The 16,613-nt window shown below is 62.3% G+C and carries 14 protein-coding genes and 1 tRNA gene; 5 read left to right on the top strand and 10 right to left on the bottom strand.

Going from position 1 to position 16,613, the window contains the following annotated elements; all coding sequences use genetic code 11:
- On the top strand, window positions 1-1,841 hold a 1,841-nt coding region (locus M6D32_RS12130; protein ID WP_298256358.1), incomplete at its 5' end, for a copper-translocating P-type ATPase.
- Here the strand turns inward: M6D32_RS12130 and M6D32_RS12125 are convergent.
- The 3 genes from M6D32_RS12125 to trxB form a co-directional block, all read right to left on the bottom strand.
- Window positions 1,838-2,785, bottom strand: coding sequence for a 4-hydroxy-tetrahydrodipicolinate synthase (locus tag M6D32_RS12125; RefSeq protein WP_298256356.1), 948 nt, complete (start codon window positions 2,783-2,785; stop codon window positions 1,838-1,840). The two genes, M6D32_RS12130 and M6D32_RS12125, sit on opposite strands and share 4 nt — an antisense overlap.
- A 630-nt stretch (window positions 2,786-3,415) precedes the next feature.
- Window positions 3,416-4,339 carry a LysR family transcriptional regulator gene (locus M6D32_RS12120; RefSeq protein ID WP_298256354.1) on the bottom strand — a complete coding sequence of 308 codons (924 nt, stop codon included), beginning with the start codon at window positions 4,337-4,339 and terminating at the stop codon, window positions 3,416-3,418.
- A 2-nt stretch (window positions 4,340-4,341) separates the two neighbouring features.
- The gene (trxB, locus tag M6D32_RS12115; protein ID WP_298256352.1) at window positions 4,342-5,307 is read right to left on the bottom strand and encodes a thioredoxin-disulfide reductase; all 966 of its coding nucleotides are present in this window, start codon (window positions 5,305-5,307) and stop codon (window positions 4,342-4,344) included.
- Between the two features lie 288 nt (window positions 5,308-5,595).
- On the opposite strand from trxB, the gene M6D32_RS12110 reads away from it, so the two are divergent.
- Window positions 5,596-6,075, top strand: coding sequence for an Lrp/AsnC family transcriptional regulator (locus M6D32_RS12110; RefSeq protein ID WP_298256350.1), 480 nt, complete (start codon window positions 5,596-5,598; stop codon window positions 6,073-6,075).
- A gap of 121 nt (window positions 6,076-6,196) precedes the next feature.
- Here the strand turns inward: M6D32_RS12110 and M6D32_RS12105 are convergent, their stop codons facing one another.
- From M6D32_RS12105 to M6D32_RS12085, 5 genes are all read right to left on the bottom strand, one after another.
- Window positions 6,197-6,589, bottom strand: a complete 393-nt coding sequence (locus M6D32_RS12105; protein WP_298256348.1) for a DoxX family protein — start codon at window positions 6,587-6,589, stop codon at window positions 6,197-6,199.
- 212 nt (window positions 6,590-6,801) lie between these two features.
- Window positions 6,802-7,275, bottom strand: coding sequence for a transcription elongation factor GreA (gene greA / locus M6D32_RS12100; protein WP_298256346.1), 474 nt, complete (start codon window positions 7,273-7,275; stop codon window positions 6,802-6,804).
- 216 nt (window positions 7,276-7,491) lie between these two features.
- The gene (gene carB / locus M6D32_RS12095) at window positions 7,492-10,956 is read right to left on the bottom strand and encodes a carbamoyl-phosphate synthase large subunit (protein ID WP_298256344.1); all 3,465 of its coding nucleotides are present in this window, start codon (window positions 10,954-10,956) and stop codon (window positions 7,492-7,494) included.
- 403 nt (window positions 10,957-11,359) lie between these two features.
- A tRNA-OTHER gene (locus M6D32_RS12090) sits at window positions 11,360-11,435 on the bottom strand.
- A 71-nt stretch (window positions 11,436-11,506) separates the two neighbouring features.
- Complete coding sequence (locus tag M6D32_RS12085) at window positions 11,507-12,208, bottom strand: class I SAM-dependent methyltransferase (protein WP_298256342.1); 702 nt, start codon at window positions 12,206-12,208, stop codon at window positions 11,507-11,509.
- 285 nt (window positions 12,209-12,493) lie between these two features.
- Here M6D32_RS12085 and M6D32_RS12080 point away from each other — a divergent pair, with 285 nt between their 5' ends.
- On the top strand, window positions 12,494-13,015 hold the full coding sequence (locus tag M6D32_RS12080) for a DNA starvation/stationary phase protection protein (protein WP_298256339.1): 522 nt from the start codon (window positions 12,494-12,496) through the stop codon (window positions 13,013-13,015).
- A 248-nt stretch (window positions 13,016-13,263) separates the two neighbouring features.
- On the opposite strand, the gene M6D32_RS12075 is transcribed toward M6D32_RS12080, so the two are convergent.
- Complete coding sequence (locus M6D32_RS12075; protein ID WP_298256337.1) at window positions 13,264-13,773, bottom strand: PaaI family thioesterase; 510 nt, start codon at window positions 13,771-13,773, stop codon at window positions 13,264-13,266.
- A gap of 259 nt (window positions 13,774-14,032) precedes the next feature.
- Window positions 14,033-15,223, bottom strand: a complete 1,191-nt coding sequence (gene carA / locus M6D32_RS12070; RefSeq protein ID WP_298256335.1) for a glutamine-hydrolyzing carbamoyl-phosphate synthase small subunit — start codon at window positions 15,221-15,223, stop codon at window positions 14,033-14,035.
- A 171-nt stretch (window positions 15,224-15,394) separates the two neighbouring features.
- On the opposite strand from carA, the gene M6D32_RS12065 reads away from it, so the two are divergent.
- The gene (locus tag M6D32_RS12065; RefSeq protein WP_298256333.1) at window positions 15,395-15,850 is read left to right on the top strand and encodes a GatB/YqeY domain-containing protein; all 456 of its coding nucleotides are present in this window, start codon (window positions 15,395-15,397) and stop codon (window positions 15,848-15,850) included.
- Between the two features lie 126 nt (window positions 15,851-15,976).
- Window positions 15,977-16,594 carry a GTP cyclohydrolase I FolE gene (gene folE / locus M6D32_RS12060; RefSeq protein WP_298256331.1) on the top strand — a complete coding sequence of 206 codons (618 nt, stop codon included), beginning with the start codon at window positions 15,977-15,979 and terminating at the stop codon, window positions 16,592-16,594.
- The last annotated feature ends 19 nt before the right edge of the window (window positions 16,595-16,613 follow it).

Here is a 16,613-nt window from a genome sequence, read left to right as displayed (position 1 = left end):
CGGTGGTCCTCTGGGCCGGCTGGCCGTTCTTCGTTCGCGGCGCCCGCTCCCTCGTCAGCCGCAACCTCAACATGTTCACCCTGATCGCAATCGGCGTCGGCGTGGCCTGGCTCTACAGCCTCGTGGCCGCCCTTGCGCCCGGCCTGTTCCCGCCTGCCTTCCGGGGATTGGACGGAACGGTGCCGGTTTATTTCGAATCCGCCTCGGTGATCACCGTGCTGGTGCTGCTCGGCCAGATACTGGAATTACGGGCGCGCGAGCGTACCTCGGGCGCCATCCGCGCGCTGCTTGGCCTCGCGCCAAAAACCGCGCGGCGTATTGCCGATCGCGGCGACGAGGATGTCGCGATCGAGGCGATTGCGGTCGGGGATCGCCTGCGGGTTCGGCCCGGCGAGAAGATTCCGGTCGACGGCCGGGTCGTGGAGGGCAGTTCCTTCGTCGACGAATCCATGGTGACGGGCGAGCCGATGCCGGTGCAAAAAGCCGAAGGCGCGCGCGTCATCGGCGGCACGGTCAACCAGAGCGGCGCGCTGGTGTTTCGTGCCGAACAGGTCGGGCGTGACACCATGCTGGCGCGGATCGTTGACATGGTGGCGCGGGCGCAGCGCTCGCGCGCGCCGATCCAGCGGCTCGCCGATCGCGTTGCCGGCTGGTTCGTTCCGGCCGTGATCGGATCGGCGCTTCTTGCCTTTGCCGCCTGGATCAGCTTCGGCCCTGAACCGCGCCTCACCTTTGCGCTGATCGCGGCCGTCACCGTGCTGATCATCGCCTGTCCCTGCGCGCTCGGGCTCGCGACGCCGATGTCGATCATGGTGGGCGTCGGGCGCGGGGCGCGTGCAGGCATTCTGATCCGCGACGCCGAAGCGCTGGAAGCTTTCGAGCGCATCGACACCATCGTCATCGACAAGACCGGTACGCTCACCGAAGGCAAGCCGAAGCTCACGTCGATTGTCGCGGCGTCCGGTGTCGATGAGAATACGCTGCTGCAACTCGCGGCAAGCGTCGAGCAGGCCAGCGAGCATCCACTCGGACGTGCGGTGATCGAGGCCGCGAAAGCGCGCGGCGTCTCTTTCCAGGCGGTGTCGAATTTCATCGCGCATCCGGGCAAGGGCGCCAGTGGCATGGTTCAGGGCAGCGCGGTTGCGCTCGGCAACGCCGCGCTGATGCAGGATATGAACATTGCAACCGGCGGACTGGACGCGGCCGCGGAAGCCACACGCGCCTCCGGCGCGACCGCCCTTTATGCGGCGCTCGATGGCCGCGCCGCCGGCGTGATCGCCATCGCCGATCCGATCAAGGCTTCGGCGAAAGAAGCAATTGCGGCGTTGCGGTCGGAAGGCCTGCGCATTGTGATGCTGACCGGCGATAACGCGAGCACTGCGCGAGCGGTCGCATCGCAGCTCGATATTGCGGAGATCGAGGCCGGCGTATTGCCGGAGCGAAAGGGTGAGGTGGTGCAGCGCCTTCGCAAAGAGGGCCGCCGTGTCGCCATGGTGGGTGACGGCATCAATGACGCACCGGCGCTCGCCGCGGCCGACGTCGGCATTGCGATGGGCGGTGGCACGGACGTCGCGATCGAAAGCGCGGGCGTGACGCTCCTGACCGGCGATCTCGCAGGGATCGTCCGGGCGAGGCGATTGTCGGCCGCGACCATGGGCAACATCCGCCAGAATCTGGCTTTCGCCTTTGTCTACAACGCGGCCGGCGTGCCGATCGCGGCGGGTGTGCTTTATCCGGTGTTCGGCATCCTGCTGTCGCCGATGGTGGGGGCAGCCGCGATGGCGCTGTCCTCGATCAGCGTGATTGGCAATGCCTTACGGCTCGCCCGCGCCAGGCTTTAATCGGCTCCGGTCAGCACCGCCTGGCACCGCGCGATCTCGGCGTCGAGGCGAGCGGCGAGTTCACGGCTCACCTCGACCATCGGCAGGCGCACCTCGGCGCTGTCGATCAGACCGTTGCGCGCCAGCCAATACTTGGCCGGCGCCGGGCTCGGCTCGGCAAAGAGCAGCCGGGTCAGGGCGGATACGCTTTCCCAGCGTGCACGCGCCGCACCCTGTTCGCCTTCCCGGAACAGGCTGCCGATGGCGGCAAAAGTTGCGGTCTCGATATGGGCCGACAACAGGATCGCGCCGTCGGCGCCATCGCTGAGCGCCTCGAAATAGAGTGCATCCTCGCCGGTCAGGATGCGAAAGCCGGCTGGCCGGCGACGCAACAATTCGATCGACTGCGCGCGGTTGGCGCCGCAATCCTTCATGCCGACGATGTTGGGGTGGCAAGCGAGCTCGAGCAGTGTCTCGGTCTCGAGATTGACCGAGGCGCGGTAGGGAATGTTGTACAGCATGATCGGCCAGGAGGCGTGATCGGCGAGCACAGTGAAGTGCTGCAGCAGACCGCGTTGCGACGGCCGCGAGTAATAGGGACTCGAGATCAGATAGCCGTCGATCGGCCAGCCGGCGGTCTCGTCAAGGGTGTTGCACATCTTGCGGGTGTGGCTGCCCGCCAGCCCGAGGCAGATCGGCAGATAGCGTCGGCTCTCGGCGCTTATCTCTCGCGCCACCGCGACGATCCATTCCAATTCCGACATGCCAAGCGCCAGGCCTTCGCCTGAGGTCGCGGCCAGGATCAGGCCGTCGATCGGCAAGGCTGCGTAATGCGTTACCAGCCGCCGCAGCGAAACCTCATCCACCACGCCGTCGCAAAACGGCGTGACCAGCGGCAGCCAGAGGCCGTGCAAGTGTGACCTGAGGCCGGACGATTGCACGCAGGAAGAAACAGGGGCAGTCATGGTCCATCTCCTGATTGGCCGGAGACGGGACACAAAAAACCCCACCTCGCGGCAGGGGTTGCAGATCGGCAGGTCACGAGAAGTCTATCGCGCGCGTCGATCCGAAGCCCCCGGAAGGGTGGCTTTTTTCGAATGGATGGCGGCGCACGAAGTCGTGAACATGGAAGGGATGATGCGGGCTGCAGCTTCCGCTGTCAACGGAAGCGCGTCTTTCTCATCATGAAAAACGCGCCTCACGTGAAAAATCCCGGGTAGAAAAAAGCCGGGCTCGTGAGAGCCCGGCTTTAAGTATTGGCCTCGTTGGGCCGACACAATCACCTTCCAAGAGGGATAACCGAACACCCGCGCCACAGGAGGAGGGGGACATGTGCGCAGCGCGAAAGCTCAGTGTCCAAACACTATGGCCTCACGGGGTGCCGTGCAGCAACGGGGGATGCCGCATGTCAGACATGCGGGCATCGGTTATCGACTGATAATTAGAGCGCGATCCGGATCGAAGGCCGCGTTAGCGAAAAGTGGAAGCCGACTTTTTCCTCGCGACAAACGCAAATGCATTTGTGCGGAGATCATGTTCGAATCTCAAATAAATAGATGAGATCACGATGCGATTTCTTGTCATCGCACCGTGATTTAGGACGGCCAGCGCTGCGCCTTGCTCACCACGAAGTCACGGAATACCTGCACCCGGGCCACCGTCTTCAACTCTTCGGGATAAACGAAATAGGTGTCGAGCTGGATGGAGTCCGATTCGCCGAATAGTTGCACGAGGCGGCCGTTCTCTTCGATCAGATAGTCCGGCAGCGCCGCGATCCCCAACCCCTGCTGACAGGCCCGCACCAGGCCAAGAATGTTGTTGACCTTGAAGTAGGGCTCGCGCGGCCCGGTACCGTTGCGGCCTGCCTCGATCAGCCAGCTCCGGTTTTGCAGATGCGGCGCGACCTGTCCGTCGGACAGCATGATGATTCGATGCTGGTCGAGCTCTTCAAGCGTGCGCGGCGTGCCGAATCGCTTGATGTAATCCGGCGAGCAATAGGCGTGAAAGCCCATCGCAAACAGCTTGCGCTGGATCAGGTCGGGCTGGGTCGGCTTGCGGGTGCGGATCGCGACGTCCGCCTCGCGCATCGACAGGTCGAGCTCTTCGTCGGTGACGATCAGCGAAATGCGGATCTCCGGGTAAAGCGCGGTGAACTCGCCGAGCCGGGGAATCAGCCAGTTGATGCCGACGCCCGGCGTGGTGGTGATCTTGAGATCGCCGCTCGGCCGCTCGCGGCTGTCGGTCAATTTCGCGCGCGCCGCCTGCAACTGCATGAACACGTCATGTGCGGTGCGAAACAGAAGGTCGCCCTGTTCGGTCAGGATCAGGCCGCGCGCATGGCGGTGAAACAGCGATACCGACAATTCCTGCTCCAGCGCGCTCACCTGGCGGGAGACGGCCGATTGCGAGAGGCCGAGCTGCTCGCCGGCATGCGTGAAGCTCCCAGCTTCGGCCGCAGCGTGAAACACCTTCAGCTTGTCCCAATCCATATCCATAAATCCATCGCGAGTTCGGTTCATATTCACTCCGCTGCCGCGCGATCACTCGCGCGCAGCGCCAAAAAACGCTCGGCTTCAAGGGCTGCCATGCAGCCCAGGCCGGCGGCCGTGACCGCCTGGCGGTAGGTTTCGTCGGCGACGTCGCCGGCGGCAAACAGGCCCGGCACCGAAGTCGCGGTCGAGTTCGGGGCGACCTCGACATAGCCCGACGGCTTCAGCTTGATCTGTCCTGTGACGAGGTCGGTCGCGGGCGCATGGCCGATCGCGACGAAGACGCCGTCGGCCGAAAGTTCGCTCAGCGCGCCGGTCTTGACGTTCTTCAGCCGGACATGGGTGACCTTGGACGGATTCTCTCCGCCCCTGATCTCGTCGACCGCTGAGTCCCACACCACCTTGATCTTGGGGTGCTTGAACAGGCGCTCTTGCAGGATGCGCTCGGCGCGGAAGTGGTCGCGGCGATGCACGATGGTTACCCTCGAGGCGAAGTTGGTCAGAAACAGCGCTTCCTCGACCGCGGTGTTGCCGCCGCCGACCACGATGACTTCCTTGCCGCGATAGAAGAATCCATCGCAGGTCGCGCAGGCCGAGACGCCAAATCCCTTGAACTTCTCTTCCGACGGCAAGCCCAGCCAGCGGGCCTGGGCGCCGGTGGCGAGGATGACGGTTTCGGCCAGGTAGACGTCGCCCGAGTCGCAGGTCAGGCGGAACGGCCGCTGCGCCAGTTCGAGCTTGTTGACGAGGTCGGTTACGATCTTGGTCCCGACATGGGCCGCCTGTTTCTCCATTTGATCCATCAGCCACGGGCCCTGGATCACGTCGGCAAAACCCGGGTAGTTTTCCACGTCTGTCGTGATGGTGAGCTGCCCGCCGGGCTGGATGCCCTGGATCAGAATCGGTTCAAGCATGGCGCGCGCCGCATAGATCGCCGCGGTATAACCGGCCGGGCCGGAACCGATAATGACCACCTTGGCGTGGACGGGAGCAGACATGAACCGATCCCTTTCGAAGGGAATTTGATGAGCGCTTGAGCTGGATTTGCCCTGGAAAGCGCCGCGAAGGCGCCGAAAGTGCCAAATCCAACTTTAGGGCATCTGGCGAGCTATGCAAGAATTGCAATCCAAATCGGCAAAATTTCCCGTGAGCAAGAAATTTGTCGCGGCGCACGCGCAATAAAATTGCGCAACCACGGCGAGCTGCGCTAAGAGTGTTGCCACCAGAAAGCTGAAGGCACGAGCCGCCAGCTTCAAATCACCTGCAGCCCTTGGAAGCCGGACCGCGTGTCGAAGAACCTTGACGAAATTGACCTCAAAATCCTGAGCGAAATCCAGGCTGATGGCCGAATCACCAACGTCGAATTGGCCAAACGCGTCGGCATTTCACCGCCGCCCTGCCTGCGGCGCGTCCGGGCGCTGGAGGAGGCCGGTTACATCCTGGGCTATCGCGGGTTACTCGACCCGCGCAAGCTCGGATTCGACGTCACCGTGTTTGCGTCCGTCCATTTGTCGAGCCAGGCCGATGCCGACCTGCGCGCCTTCGAGGATTTTGTCCGCGCCGAGCCGCTGGTGCGGGAATGCTGGATGCTGTCGGGCGAAGTCGATTTCGTTCTGAAATGCGTTGCGCCCGACATGGCGACGTTCCAGGACTTCGTCACCCACCTGACCGCTGCGCCGCACGTGCGCAATGTCAGAACATCGCTGGTTCTGCATAACTCGAAATATGACGCCGTCGTGCCGCTGGAAGCGAAGCCGAGGGGGTAACTAATCCGTCATTCCGGAATGGTGCGCCAGCACCGGACCTCGGATGCGCAATTGCGCATCGGGAATCTCGAGATTCCGGATACGCTTATTTTCATTTCGCTCTCCGGAATGACGCTTCGCGTCAGCTCTTCTTTCCCATCGCCGCATCGACGCTGTAGGGACCGGGGCCCGATGTCGCAAGATACAGACATGCGAAGCAGAACAGGATCGCGGCCGTGCCGTTGTTGATCAACGGCAAGAAGCCGCGCGGGAAATGGCTGATGAAATAGGCAAACGCCATTTCGCCCGACAGGATGAACGCTGTGATGCGGGAGAAGAGTCCGATCATCAAAAGTGCGCCGAGCACGAGTTCGATCCCGCCCGCCGTCATGATCAGCGGCGGAGGATTGGCGAATTGAGGGATGACTGGAAATTTGAAGATCTTTGCTATGCCGTACTGAAATAACAGCAGGCCGGTGATGAAGCGAAACAAACTCAGCGCGAGCGGCTGAAATTTTGAAAACATCTGGTCCATGTCGTCGCCCCCTGTTGGACATCCGGAATGTGCGTCGCCCGGAACGCGCGCACCCCTGCCGCCGATCCTAGCGAATTTGGAGTTCCTATCAGTTTCGCCGTGAGTTCGTAAGTTGCTAGAGCTCCTTTGACTGCGAAGTTCGCATCGGAGAGGCCGCAATAGCGGCGCGGCCTTTTGTAAGTGGCTTTTTGATTGTAATTTCCGGATGGAGCTCAGCGCCACTCCACCTTGGTGATCTCGTAGGCCTTGGCGCCGCCGGGCGCCATGACTTCCACGGTGGTGCCTTTCTTCTTGCCGATCAGCGCGCGCGCGAGCGGCGAGGTGATGGAAATCCTGCCTTTCTTGGCGTCGGCCTCGACTTCACCGACGAGCTGCCACACCGCCTTCTTGTCGGTGTCCTCGTCGACCAGCGTGACGGTCGCGCCGAACTTGATGGTGTCACCGGAGAGCTTGGAAATGTCGATTATGTCGGCGCGCGCGAGCTTGTCTTCGAGCTCGGCGATGCGGCCTTCATTATGCGACTGCTCCTCTTTTGCAGCGTGATATTCCGCGTTCTCCGAAAGGTCGCCGTGCGAACGCGCTTCCGCGATGTGTTCGATAATGCGCGGGCGGTCCACGCTTTGACGCTTCTTCAACTCTTCCTCGAGTGCGGCGTAACCGAGCGAGGTCATTGGAACCTTTTCCATCATCTTCTTCGTCCTTCAATCGCGCGGGCCGCATGATGCGCGGCTCGCGCGAAACGTCTTCCAGATCGGGCTTTCGTCGTTTGATGCGAAAGCCCGTGGGCCTATTCATTTCGGCCTTCGAACAGGCCGCTACAACTTCGATTGGGGCGGAGAGTTCCCAGCCAATCCTGGCTTTACTACCAATCAACAAGCGGGCGCTTTTGGGCCCGCTCATGATCAGGTTTCGGAAAAATAGCTCTGCAGGGTACGGACCTCAAGGTCTCCGCCCAGATAGGCGCGGATGCCCTGGGCAGCCGCCACGGCACCCGAGAGAGTGGTGTAATACGGCACTTTATGCAAGAGGGCAGCGCGCCTCAACGAGCGACTATCGGCCAATGCCTGCGGCCCCTCGGTGGTGTTAAAAACCAGTTGAATATCGCCATTGGTAATGGCGTCGACGATGTGCGGCCGTCCTTCCAGCACCTTGTTCACCTTCTCGGTCGGCACGCCATGGTCGGTGAGGAAGCGTTGCGTGCCTGACGTCGCCATCACCTTGAAACCCAGCGAGTACAGCAACCGGACTGCATCGACGATGCGGGTCTTGTCGATTTCGCGCACGGACACGAACACCGTGCCCCTGCGTGGCACGCGGGTGCCGCCGCCGAGCTGGCTCTTGGCAAACGCGATCTCGAAGGTGCGGTCGATGCCCATTACTTCGCCGGTCGAGCGCATCTCCGGTCCCAGCACCGTGTCGACGCCGGGGAAGCGCGCAAACGGAAACACCGATTCCTTGACGCCGACATGGTCGGGCTTGCCCTTCTTCAAATTAAAGTCAGCGAGCTTCTCGCCCGCCATCAGCCTGGCCGCGATCTTGGCCACCGGCGTGCCGATCACCTTGGCGACGAACGGCACCGTGCGCGAGGCGCGCGGGTTGACCTCGAGCACGTAGATATCGCCGTCCTTGATGGCGTATTGCACGTTCATCAGACCGACCACGTCGAGCCCGAGCGCGAGCTCGCGGGTCTGACGTTCCAGCTCCGCAATCGCCTCGGCGGTGAGCGAATGCGGCGGCAGCGAGCAGGCGCTATCGCCGGAGTGAATGCCGGCTTCCTCGATATGCTCCATGATGCCGACGATGAAGGTGTCCTTGCCGTCGCAGAGGCAATCGACGTCGACTTCGGTCGCATCGGAGAGATAGCGGTCGAACAGCAGCGGATTGGTGCCCAGCACGGTGTTGATCTGTCCGGTCTTGTCGTTCGGATAGCGCGCCTTGACGTCGCCGGGCACGAGCTCGGGCAGGGTACCGAGCAGATAGTCGCTGAGCTGGTTGTCCTCGCGAATGATCTGCATGGCGCGGCCGCCGAGCACGTAAGAGGGGCGCACCACCAGCGGCAGGCCGAGATCGGCGGCGACGAGGCGCGCCTGCTCGACCGAATAGGCGATGCCGTTCTTCGGCTGCTTCAGTCGCAATTTGTCGAGCACGCGCTTGAAGCGGTCGCGGTCTTCGGCGAGATCGATGGCGTCGGGCGAGGTGCCGAGGATGGGCACATCGGCTGCTTCCAGCGCGTGCGCGAGCTTCAGCGGCGTCTGTCCGCCGAACTGCACGATCACGCCGTGCAGGCGGCCGTTCTGTTGTTCGGTCGCGATGATCTCGAGCACATCCTCGGCCGTCAGCGGCTCGAAATACAGCCGGTCGGCAGTGTCGTAGTCGGTCGACACCGTCTCCGGATTGCAATTGATCATGATGGATTCGTAGCCGGCATCATGCAGTGCGAAGCAGGCATGGCAGCAGCAATAGTCGAACTCGATGCCCTGGCCGATCCGGTTGGGACCGCCGCCGAGGATGATGACCTTGTCCTTTGCGGACGGCGCGCTTTCATCGGCCGGTGGCCCCGCGAACGGCGCCTCGTAGGTCGAGTACATATAAGCGGTCGGCGAAGCGAACTCGGCAGCGCAGGTATCGATACGCTTGAACACCGGGCGAACGCCGAGCGCGTGGCGCCGCGCTTTCACCTCGGCCTCGGTCATGTTGGCAAGCACGGCCAGGCGCGCGTCGGAGAAGCCCATTGCTTTCAGCGTGCGCAGGCCGAACGCGTTGGGCGGCAGGCCGTCCTGCTTGACCTTGGCTTCCATGTCGACGATCGAGCGCATCTGCGCCAGAAACCACGGATCGATCTTGCAGGAGTTGAAGATGTCTTCGTCGCTCCAGCCGAGCCGCATGGCCTGGCCCACCTGCAGCAGGCGGTTCGGCGTCGGCGTGCCGAGCGCCGCGCGGATCGCGTTCTTGTCGTCGTCGCGCCCCAAACCTTCGATCTCGATTTCGTCGAGCCCGGTGAGGCCGGTCTCAAGTCCGCGCAGAGCCTTTTGCAGGCTTTCCTGGAAGGTGCGGCCGATCGCCATCACTTCGCCGACCGACTTCATCGATGTGGTCAGCGTGGTGGAAGCACCGGGAAATTTTTCGAACGCAAAGCGTGGAATCTTGGTGACGACGTAATCGATGGTCGGCTCGAACGAGGCCGGCGTCGCGCCGCCGGTGATGTCGTTTGCGATTTCGTCGAGCGTGTAGCCGACGGCAAGCTTGGCCGCGACCTTGGCGATCGGAAAGCCGGTGGCCTTGGAGGCGAGCGCGGACGAGCGCGACACGCGTGGATTCATCTCGATCACGACCATGCGGCCGTCCGCCGGATTGACGCCGAACTGCACGTTGGAGCCGCCGGTTTCCACCCCGATCTCGCGCAGCACCGCGAGCGAGGCGTCGCGCATGATCTGGTATTCCTTGTCGGTGAGCGTCAGCGCCGGCGCGACCGTGATCGAATCGCCGGTGTGAACGCCCATCGGATCGAGGTTCTCGATCGAGCAGACGATGATGCAGTTGTCCTTCTTGTCGCGGACCACCTCCATCTCGAACTCTTTCCACCCCAAGACGGATTCCTCGATCAGGACCTCATTGGTCGGCGAGGCGTCGAGCCCGCGCTCGATGATGTCGATGAACTCTTCCTTGTTGTAGGCGATGCCGCCGCCGGTGCCGCCCATGGTGAAGGAGGGACGGATGATGGCGGGCAGGCCGATCTCCGACAGCGCCATCAGCGCTTCGGCGAGCGCCAGCTGCTGATAGCGCTTGCGCCGCTCGTTTTCGCCGAGCGTCCACTGCCGCTCGAATTGCTCCAGCGCCTCGCCTGCAAGCTTCTCGCGGTCGGCGAGATATCTGTCGCGGTCGGATTTCTTCAACGACGATGCGTTTGCAAGCCGCGACTTCGGGGTTTGCAGCCCGATCTTCTCCATGGCGTTGCGGAACAGCTGGCGGTCTTCCGCCTTGTCGATGGCGTCGGCCGTGGCGCCGATCATCTCGACGTCGAATTTGGAAAGCGTGCCCAGCCGGCGCAGCGACAGCGCGCAGTTAAGCGCGGTCTGCCCGCCCATGGTCGGCAGCAGCGCGAAGCCGCCGGGAATGACGTGGCGTTCCTTCTCGATGATCTTGGCGACGATTTCGGGCGTGATCGGCTCGATATAGGTGGCGTCCGCGAGCTCCGGGTCGGTCATGATCGTCGCCGGATTGGAATTGACCAGGACGATGCGGTAACCCTCTTCCCTCAGCGTCTTCACCGCCTGCGTGCCGGAATAGTCGAACTCGCAGGCCTGGCCGATCACGATGGGACCGGCGCCGATGATCAGGATGGTGGAGATGTCAGTTCTTTTGGGCATCTAGTGGTCCGATTCAAACATTCGCATCTCTTCTCGGCAGTCACTCTTGCGAATGTTAGAATCGCAGGACCACTAGCAAATATATGTTGCTAGTGGAGCTTTGGATTTGACATTCGCTTTCCGAACTCGCGGCTGGGTGAGTAGCGAATGTCAAATCCACTCCACTAGTCTCGCGGGCAGGAAAACAGGCACAAAAAAAGGGCGCGCTTTTTGCGCGTCCCTCAAGCCACTGCGTGAGGAAGGCCCCTCGCGCGCTCGCGGTCTTTAGACCAGATTTTGCAGCCGCGAAACCCCCAATAAAGGGCCATCAACCGGCATTTTCCCAGCTTTTGCAGGTACGGGAGGAAGTGGTCGGCGTCGCTGGCTGGCCTGCCTAGCCGTAGCTTGCAAAGCGAGCGAAGGCTGGAGGCCCGGCCTGGATTTGAACCAGGATAAAGAGCATTGCATTGCTCTCGCGTCGACGCTTCCGCCACCGGGCCGCGTCCATTTTCGCCCAACGCCGGCGGTTCGGCCACTCCGCCCTGCGATTAACCCTACCGAGGTGTGACGCTCACGCGGCGAGCGAGGGTCGCCCGACGAAGGTCATCCGCCACGGATTATGGCCGATATTGACGGCCACGCGCGAGGCGGTGAAGCCGGCATGCTCCAGTTTGGCGACTATCTCGGCCTCGCCGTAGCGCTGAAGCCCGATGCGGCTGCGCAATTGCCGATAATCCGACAAAGCGGTCGAGATCAGTCCGATCAGCGCGTCGCGCAGGAATCCGTGGGCCGCGGCGAAGCGCAACAGCGCGATCACGTCGCGGGGCATGCCGACTTCCGGGCGAAGCACATCGCCCACCACCAGCCGTCCGCCCGGCTTCAACAGCCGCCGCACCGTTACAAAGGCCGAATCCAGCTCCTCCGCCGTCATATATTGAGCAACCGAGTTCATCACCACGAGGTCGATCGAGCGCTCGGCCATCTTCCGCAGATCTTCCAGCGAGCGCACGCGGATCTTGGTATTGGGCGCGAAGCGGGCGATCAGCCGGCCGCGCACCCCCGGCGCCGGCTCGGCCAGATAGAGCATGCCGCAGGCTTCCGCGACCCTTGCCGCCGAAAGCGCCTCGCCGCAGGCGTAATCCAGCACCACCGCATCGGGCGAGCCGATGTAGCCGACAATGTCCCGCGCAATCAGCTGAAAATGCAGGTCGCGGTGCAGCTTGCTGGCATAAATCGTATGCGTGGAATCGTAATAGTCGATCCAGTCGTCCATGATTTCCCGAGGTTCCCGGCAGAGGAACTGCCTTGCCCAAGAGGCGTTAAGTGTTCCGACGAGCGATGTCCATCGCCGCCAGTGCGGCGAATTTGAAGTTCCTATCAGTCCACCCGCGAGTTCGTCATAGGAACTGCAAATTCGAAAGCCGCACTGGAAACAATAAGTTGCTGGAGTTCTTTTGATTCCGACGTTCGCATCTGAATTCGCCTCAACTGCTTGCGAACGTCGGAATCAGAACTCCAGCGCCAGTTCCAGTTCCAGTTCCTAACAGGAAGGTCTGCCGTGAGCAAAGCCAGCAAAACGTCCCCCGATCTCGATACCCCGTCCGACATTCCGAAAGCCGCCGTCGACAAGATCTCAGGCACCCTCAACGTGTTGTTGGCCGACGCTTTCGCGCTTTATCTGAAAACCAAGAATTTCCACTGGCACGTCAGTGGCCGGCATTTCCACGACTATCACCTGATGCTCGACGAGCAATCGGATGCGATCTTCGCCACCACCGATCAACTGGCGGAGCGGGTGCGCAAGCTCGGCGGCAACACGGTGCGGTCGATCGGTCAGGTCTCGAAGTTGCAAACCATCAAGGATAATGACGAGGACTATGTGCCGCCGCGCGAGATGCTGCGCGAATTGATGGAAGACAACAAGCACATCGCAACCGCGATGCGAAAGGCGCACAAGCTGTGCGACGACAACGAGGATTCCGGCACCGCGGGGCTGCTCGAGACCTTCATCGACGAGACCGAACGGCGCACCTGGTTCCTGTTCGAGGCGTCGCGTCAGGAAGGTAGCAACGCGACTTAGCTGGTCATGTCATTGCGAGTGATCCAGCTTAAAACAAGGCTGGATTGCTTCCGCCTTCGCGCAAGGGCGCTTCGGCGGACTGCTACCCCGCGTCGCTCGCACAGCGAGCGAAGAGGGGTCGGCGCTTATGCTCCTCGCAATGACGTCAGCCCTTCCACAACCTTTCCAGCGGCCTGTCCGTGCCGATGACGGGGGCGCTGTTCGGCAATTTCACTTCCGGAATGGTTTTCAGCGGGTCGCGTTCCTCGTCACATTCCCTTGGCGGGCGGACCTGGAATCTCGAACACCAGACATGTTGTCGTCGCATGCGCGAGCAGCCGGCCCTTGGCGTCGGTGATGCGGGCTTCCGCGGTGGCGGCGCGGCGGCCGACATTGAGTGTGCGGCCTTCGGATCGTACCACGCCGGTATCCTTGGTCATGCCGCGAATGAAGCTGATCTTGAATTCGAGCGTGGTGTAGCCGGAGCCCACCGGCAGCGTCGAATGCACCGCGAGCCCCATCGCGGAATCGAGCAAGGTCGCAGCGTAGCCGCCATGTACCGAACCGATCGGGTTGTAGTGGCGGAAGCCGGGAACGCTGGAGAACGACACGATGCCGGGCTCGACCGAATGATCGAATGGCTCGATGTTCTGCATGATCGGCGGCGCCGGCAGTTGGCCAGCGAACATCGCGCGGAGGAAATCGATGCCGGACATCGAGGCCATCACCTCGGTCGGCGTCACGCCATATTCGACCTTGCGGGTGGGGTTATCGGTCATGGGCATTTCCTGCAGCGCAGCTTTACGATGATGGTTATCATACAAAATGATAGCGATACCGGCAAGAAATACCGAACTCGTGTCCCGGACGCGGTGCAGCGCCTCTTCGGCGGTGCGCCGCAGAGCCGGGACCTGGTTATTCAAATCGGCCTTGGAGGGCCCCGGATCAGCAGCGCATTACGCCGCGCAGCCATAGCGCGTCGAAAGACGCGCGTGAACGCGCTTACGGCGCACCGCGCAGCATCCGGGGAACGCTGGCCTACGCCCGCTTGTTTGTCCGCATCAGATCGGCGAAGCGATCGAACAGGTAATGCGAGTCGCGCGGACCGGGCGAGGCTTCCGGGTGGTACTGCACGGAGAAGACCGGCTTGCCCTCGAGCGCGATTCCGCAATTGGAACCATCGAACAGCGAGATATGCGTCTGGGTTGCGCCTTTCGGCAGCGTCGCCTGATCCACTGCAAAGCCGTGGTTCATCGAGGTGATCTCGACCTTGCCGGTGGTCTCGTCCTTGACCGGATGATTGGCGCCGTGATGGCCCTGATGCATCTTCCTGGTCTTGGCGCCGACGGCGAGCCCCAGCATCTGGTGGCCGAGACAAATGCCGAAAGTTGGTGTGCCGGAATTGATGACCTTCTGGATCACCGGCACGGCATATTTTCCGGTCTCGGCCGGATCGCCCGGACCGTTCGACAGGAACACACCGTCCGGCTTCATCGCCAGAATGTCTTCGGCCGACGTCGTGGCTGGCACCACGGTGACCTTGCAGCCGACGCCGGCCAGCAGCCGAAGGATGTTGCGCTTGATGCCGTAATCGACCGCGACCACGTTGAATTGGGGCGCGTCTTGCCGGCCAAATCCCGTCTCCCACGCCCACGGCGTCTCGTCCCAGGTGAAGCGCTGGGCGGACGTCACCATCGGCACGAGGTCCATGCCTTCCAGGCCCGGCCATTCCCGCGCCTCTTCCTTCAAGGCATGAAGGTCGAATTGGCCGTTCCTCGCGTGGGCGATGACGGCGTTGGGCATGCCCTTGCTTCGGATCAGCGCCGTCAGTGCACGGGTGTCGATGCCCGAAAGGCCGATGATGCCGCGCGCCTTCAGCCATTGGTCGAGGTGGCGGGAGGCGCGGTAATTCGAGGGATCTGATATCGCCGTGCGCAGGATCACCCCGCGCGCGCCGGGCGTCGCCGCCATGTTCACCGTCTCGATGTCCTCGTCGTTGGTGCCGACGTTGCCGATATGCGGGAAGGTGAAGGTAATCAGTTGCCCGGCATAGGAGGGATCGGTGAGGATCTCCTCATAACCGGTCATCGCGGTGTTGAAGCAGACCTCGCCGACGGCGTGGCCCTCGGCGCCGAGCCCAAAGCCTTCCAGCACCGTTCCATCGGCCAGCACGAGAAGTGCGGTCGGCTTGTGGTCCGGCCAGGCGGCAGCGTTTTCTGATGTGGTCATGAGGCCTCTACATAGTCGCGCGCGTCGCCCGCGTCAAAGCCGCCAACGCCTGATTCACATGCGTTTTCCGCCTATTTTCGGGCGGGTTGCCTGCCTGCGGCTGGAACGCCGGTTGTCTAGGTCAGTCGAACGGCCTAGATCAGCGTTCCAAGCCGAAAAGAGGGTGATTCCATGCTGCGCGACGACATCAACAACGCGGTCAAGGAGGCGATGAAGGCCAAGCAGGAGCGCAAGCTCTCCACGCTGCGGATGGTCAATTCGACCATCAAGAACGCCGATATCGCCGCGCGCGGTGAGGGCAAGCCGCCGTTGTCCGATGCCGACCTGCTCGGTGTCTTCCAGAAGATGATCAAGCAGCGCCAGGAATCGGTCGAGCTCTATGAAAAAGGCGGCCGCGCCGAACTCGCGGCGCAGGAGCGCGAGGAGATCGCGGTGATTTCGGCCTATCTCCCGAAGCAGATGTCGGATGACGATGTGAAGGCTGCGATTGCTGCCGCCATCAAGGAGACCGGCGCGGCCGGCATGAAGGACATGGGCAAGGTCGTGGGCGCGCTGAAAGCGAAATTTGCCGGGCAGATGGATTTCGGCAAGGCCAGCGGCCTGGTGAAGGCCGCACTGAGTTCGTAACCTCGATTTGCTTCGTACCCTCTTCAGCCAGGGGAGAAGGTTACGGCTGCGTCTTTTGCGGAACCTTTCGGCTGCCGGAACATCCAATGGGTTCACGATCGTCATCCCCTTGGAGAGCCATTCCAGATGAGCCCAACCGTCCATGCGCTGGATCGCGCGAGAGCGCCGCAGCCGGAGAACCTAAAACCAAGCAGAGCCGAGGTCGAGGCGGCTTTCCGTACCATCATACGGTGGACGGGCGATCGCCCCGAACGAGACGGCCTCTTGGAGACCCCGGCCCGCGTGACGCGCGCCTTCGAGGAATTCTTCTCGGGCTACGACCAGGACCCCGCCGAGATCCTGGAAAAGACCTTCGAGGAAATCGAAGGCTATGACGAGATGATTGTGCTGCGCGGCATCCGGTTTGAGAGCCATTGCGAGCACCACATGGCTCCGATCATCGGCCAGGCTTGGGTGGCCTATATTCCGAACGGCCGCGTGATCGGCATCAGCAAGCTGGCGCGAATCGTCGACGTCTACGCCCGGCGGCTTCAGATCCTGGAGAAGATGACCGCGCAGATCGCCAACACCATCAACGAGGTGTTGAAACCGCAAGGCGTCGGCGTGATTATCAAGGCGTCGCACCATTGCATGACCACGCGCGGCGTCCACAAGCCGGACACCGATCTCGTGACCAGCCGGATGCTTGGTTGCTTTCGCGACAACGCACTGACCCGTCAGGAATTTTTGGGAATGGCGACCTGACACGGCGGAGTAGACCTAA

This window comes from Bradyrhizobium sp. (genome assembly GCF_027307225.1).
Taxonomy (GTDB): domain Bacteria; phylum Pseudomonadota; class Alphaproteobacteria; order Rhizobiales; family Xanthobacteraceae; genus Bradyrhizobium.
The sequence above is the reverse complement of the archived record's forward strand: the minus strand, read 5'-3'. Positions and strand labels throughout refer to the sequence as shown.

Coding starts and splice junctions, on each gene's coding strand:
- trxB (WP_298256352.1), bottom strand. CDS start 5,307: ATGTCTGCTCCCGTCCACGCCAAGGTGGTCATTATCGGTTCCGGCCCG.
- M6D32_RS12120 (WP_298256354.1), bottom strand. CDS start 4,339: ATGAACCGAACTCGCGATGGATTTATGGATATGGATTGGGACAAGCTG.
- M6D32_RS12075 (WP_298256337.1), bottom strand. CDS start 13,773: ATGACCGATAACCCCACCCGCAAGGTCGAATATGGCGTGACGCCGACC.
- M6D32_RS12085 (WP_298256342.1), bottom strand. CDS start 12,208: ATGGACGACTGGATCGACTATTACGATTCCACGCATACGATTTATGCC.
- M6D32_RS12065 (WP_298256333.1), top strand. CDS start 15,395: ATGCTGCGCGACGACATCAACAACGCGGTCAAGGAGGCGATGAAGGCC.
- folE (WP_298256331.1), top strand. CDS start 15,977: ATGAGCCCAACCGTCCATGCGCTGGATCGCGCGAGAGCGCCGCAGCCG.
- carB (WP_298256344.1), bottom strand. CDS start 10,956: ATGCCCAAAAGAACTGACATCTCCACCATCCTGATCATCGGCGCCGGT.
- greA (WP_298256346.1), bottom strand. CDS start 7,275: ATGGAAAAGGTTCCAATGACCTCGCTCGGTTACGCCGCACTCGAGGAA.
- M6D32_RS12105 (WP_298256348.1), bottom strand. CDS start 6,589: ATGGACCAGATGTTTTCAAAATTTCAGCCGCTCGCGCTGAGTTTGTTT.
- M6D32_RS12125 (WP_298256356.1), bottom strand. CDS start 2,785: ATGACTGCCCCTGTTTCTTCCTGCGTGCAATCGTCCGGCCTCAGGTCA.
- carA (WP_298256335.1), bottom strand. CDS start 15,223: ATGACCACATCAGAAAACGCTGCCGCCTGGCCGGACCACAAGCCGACC.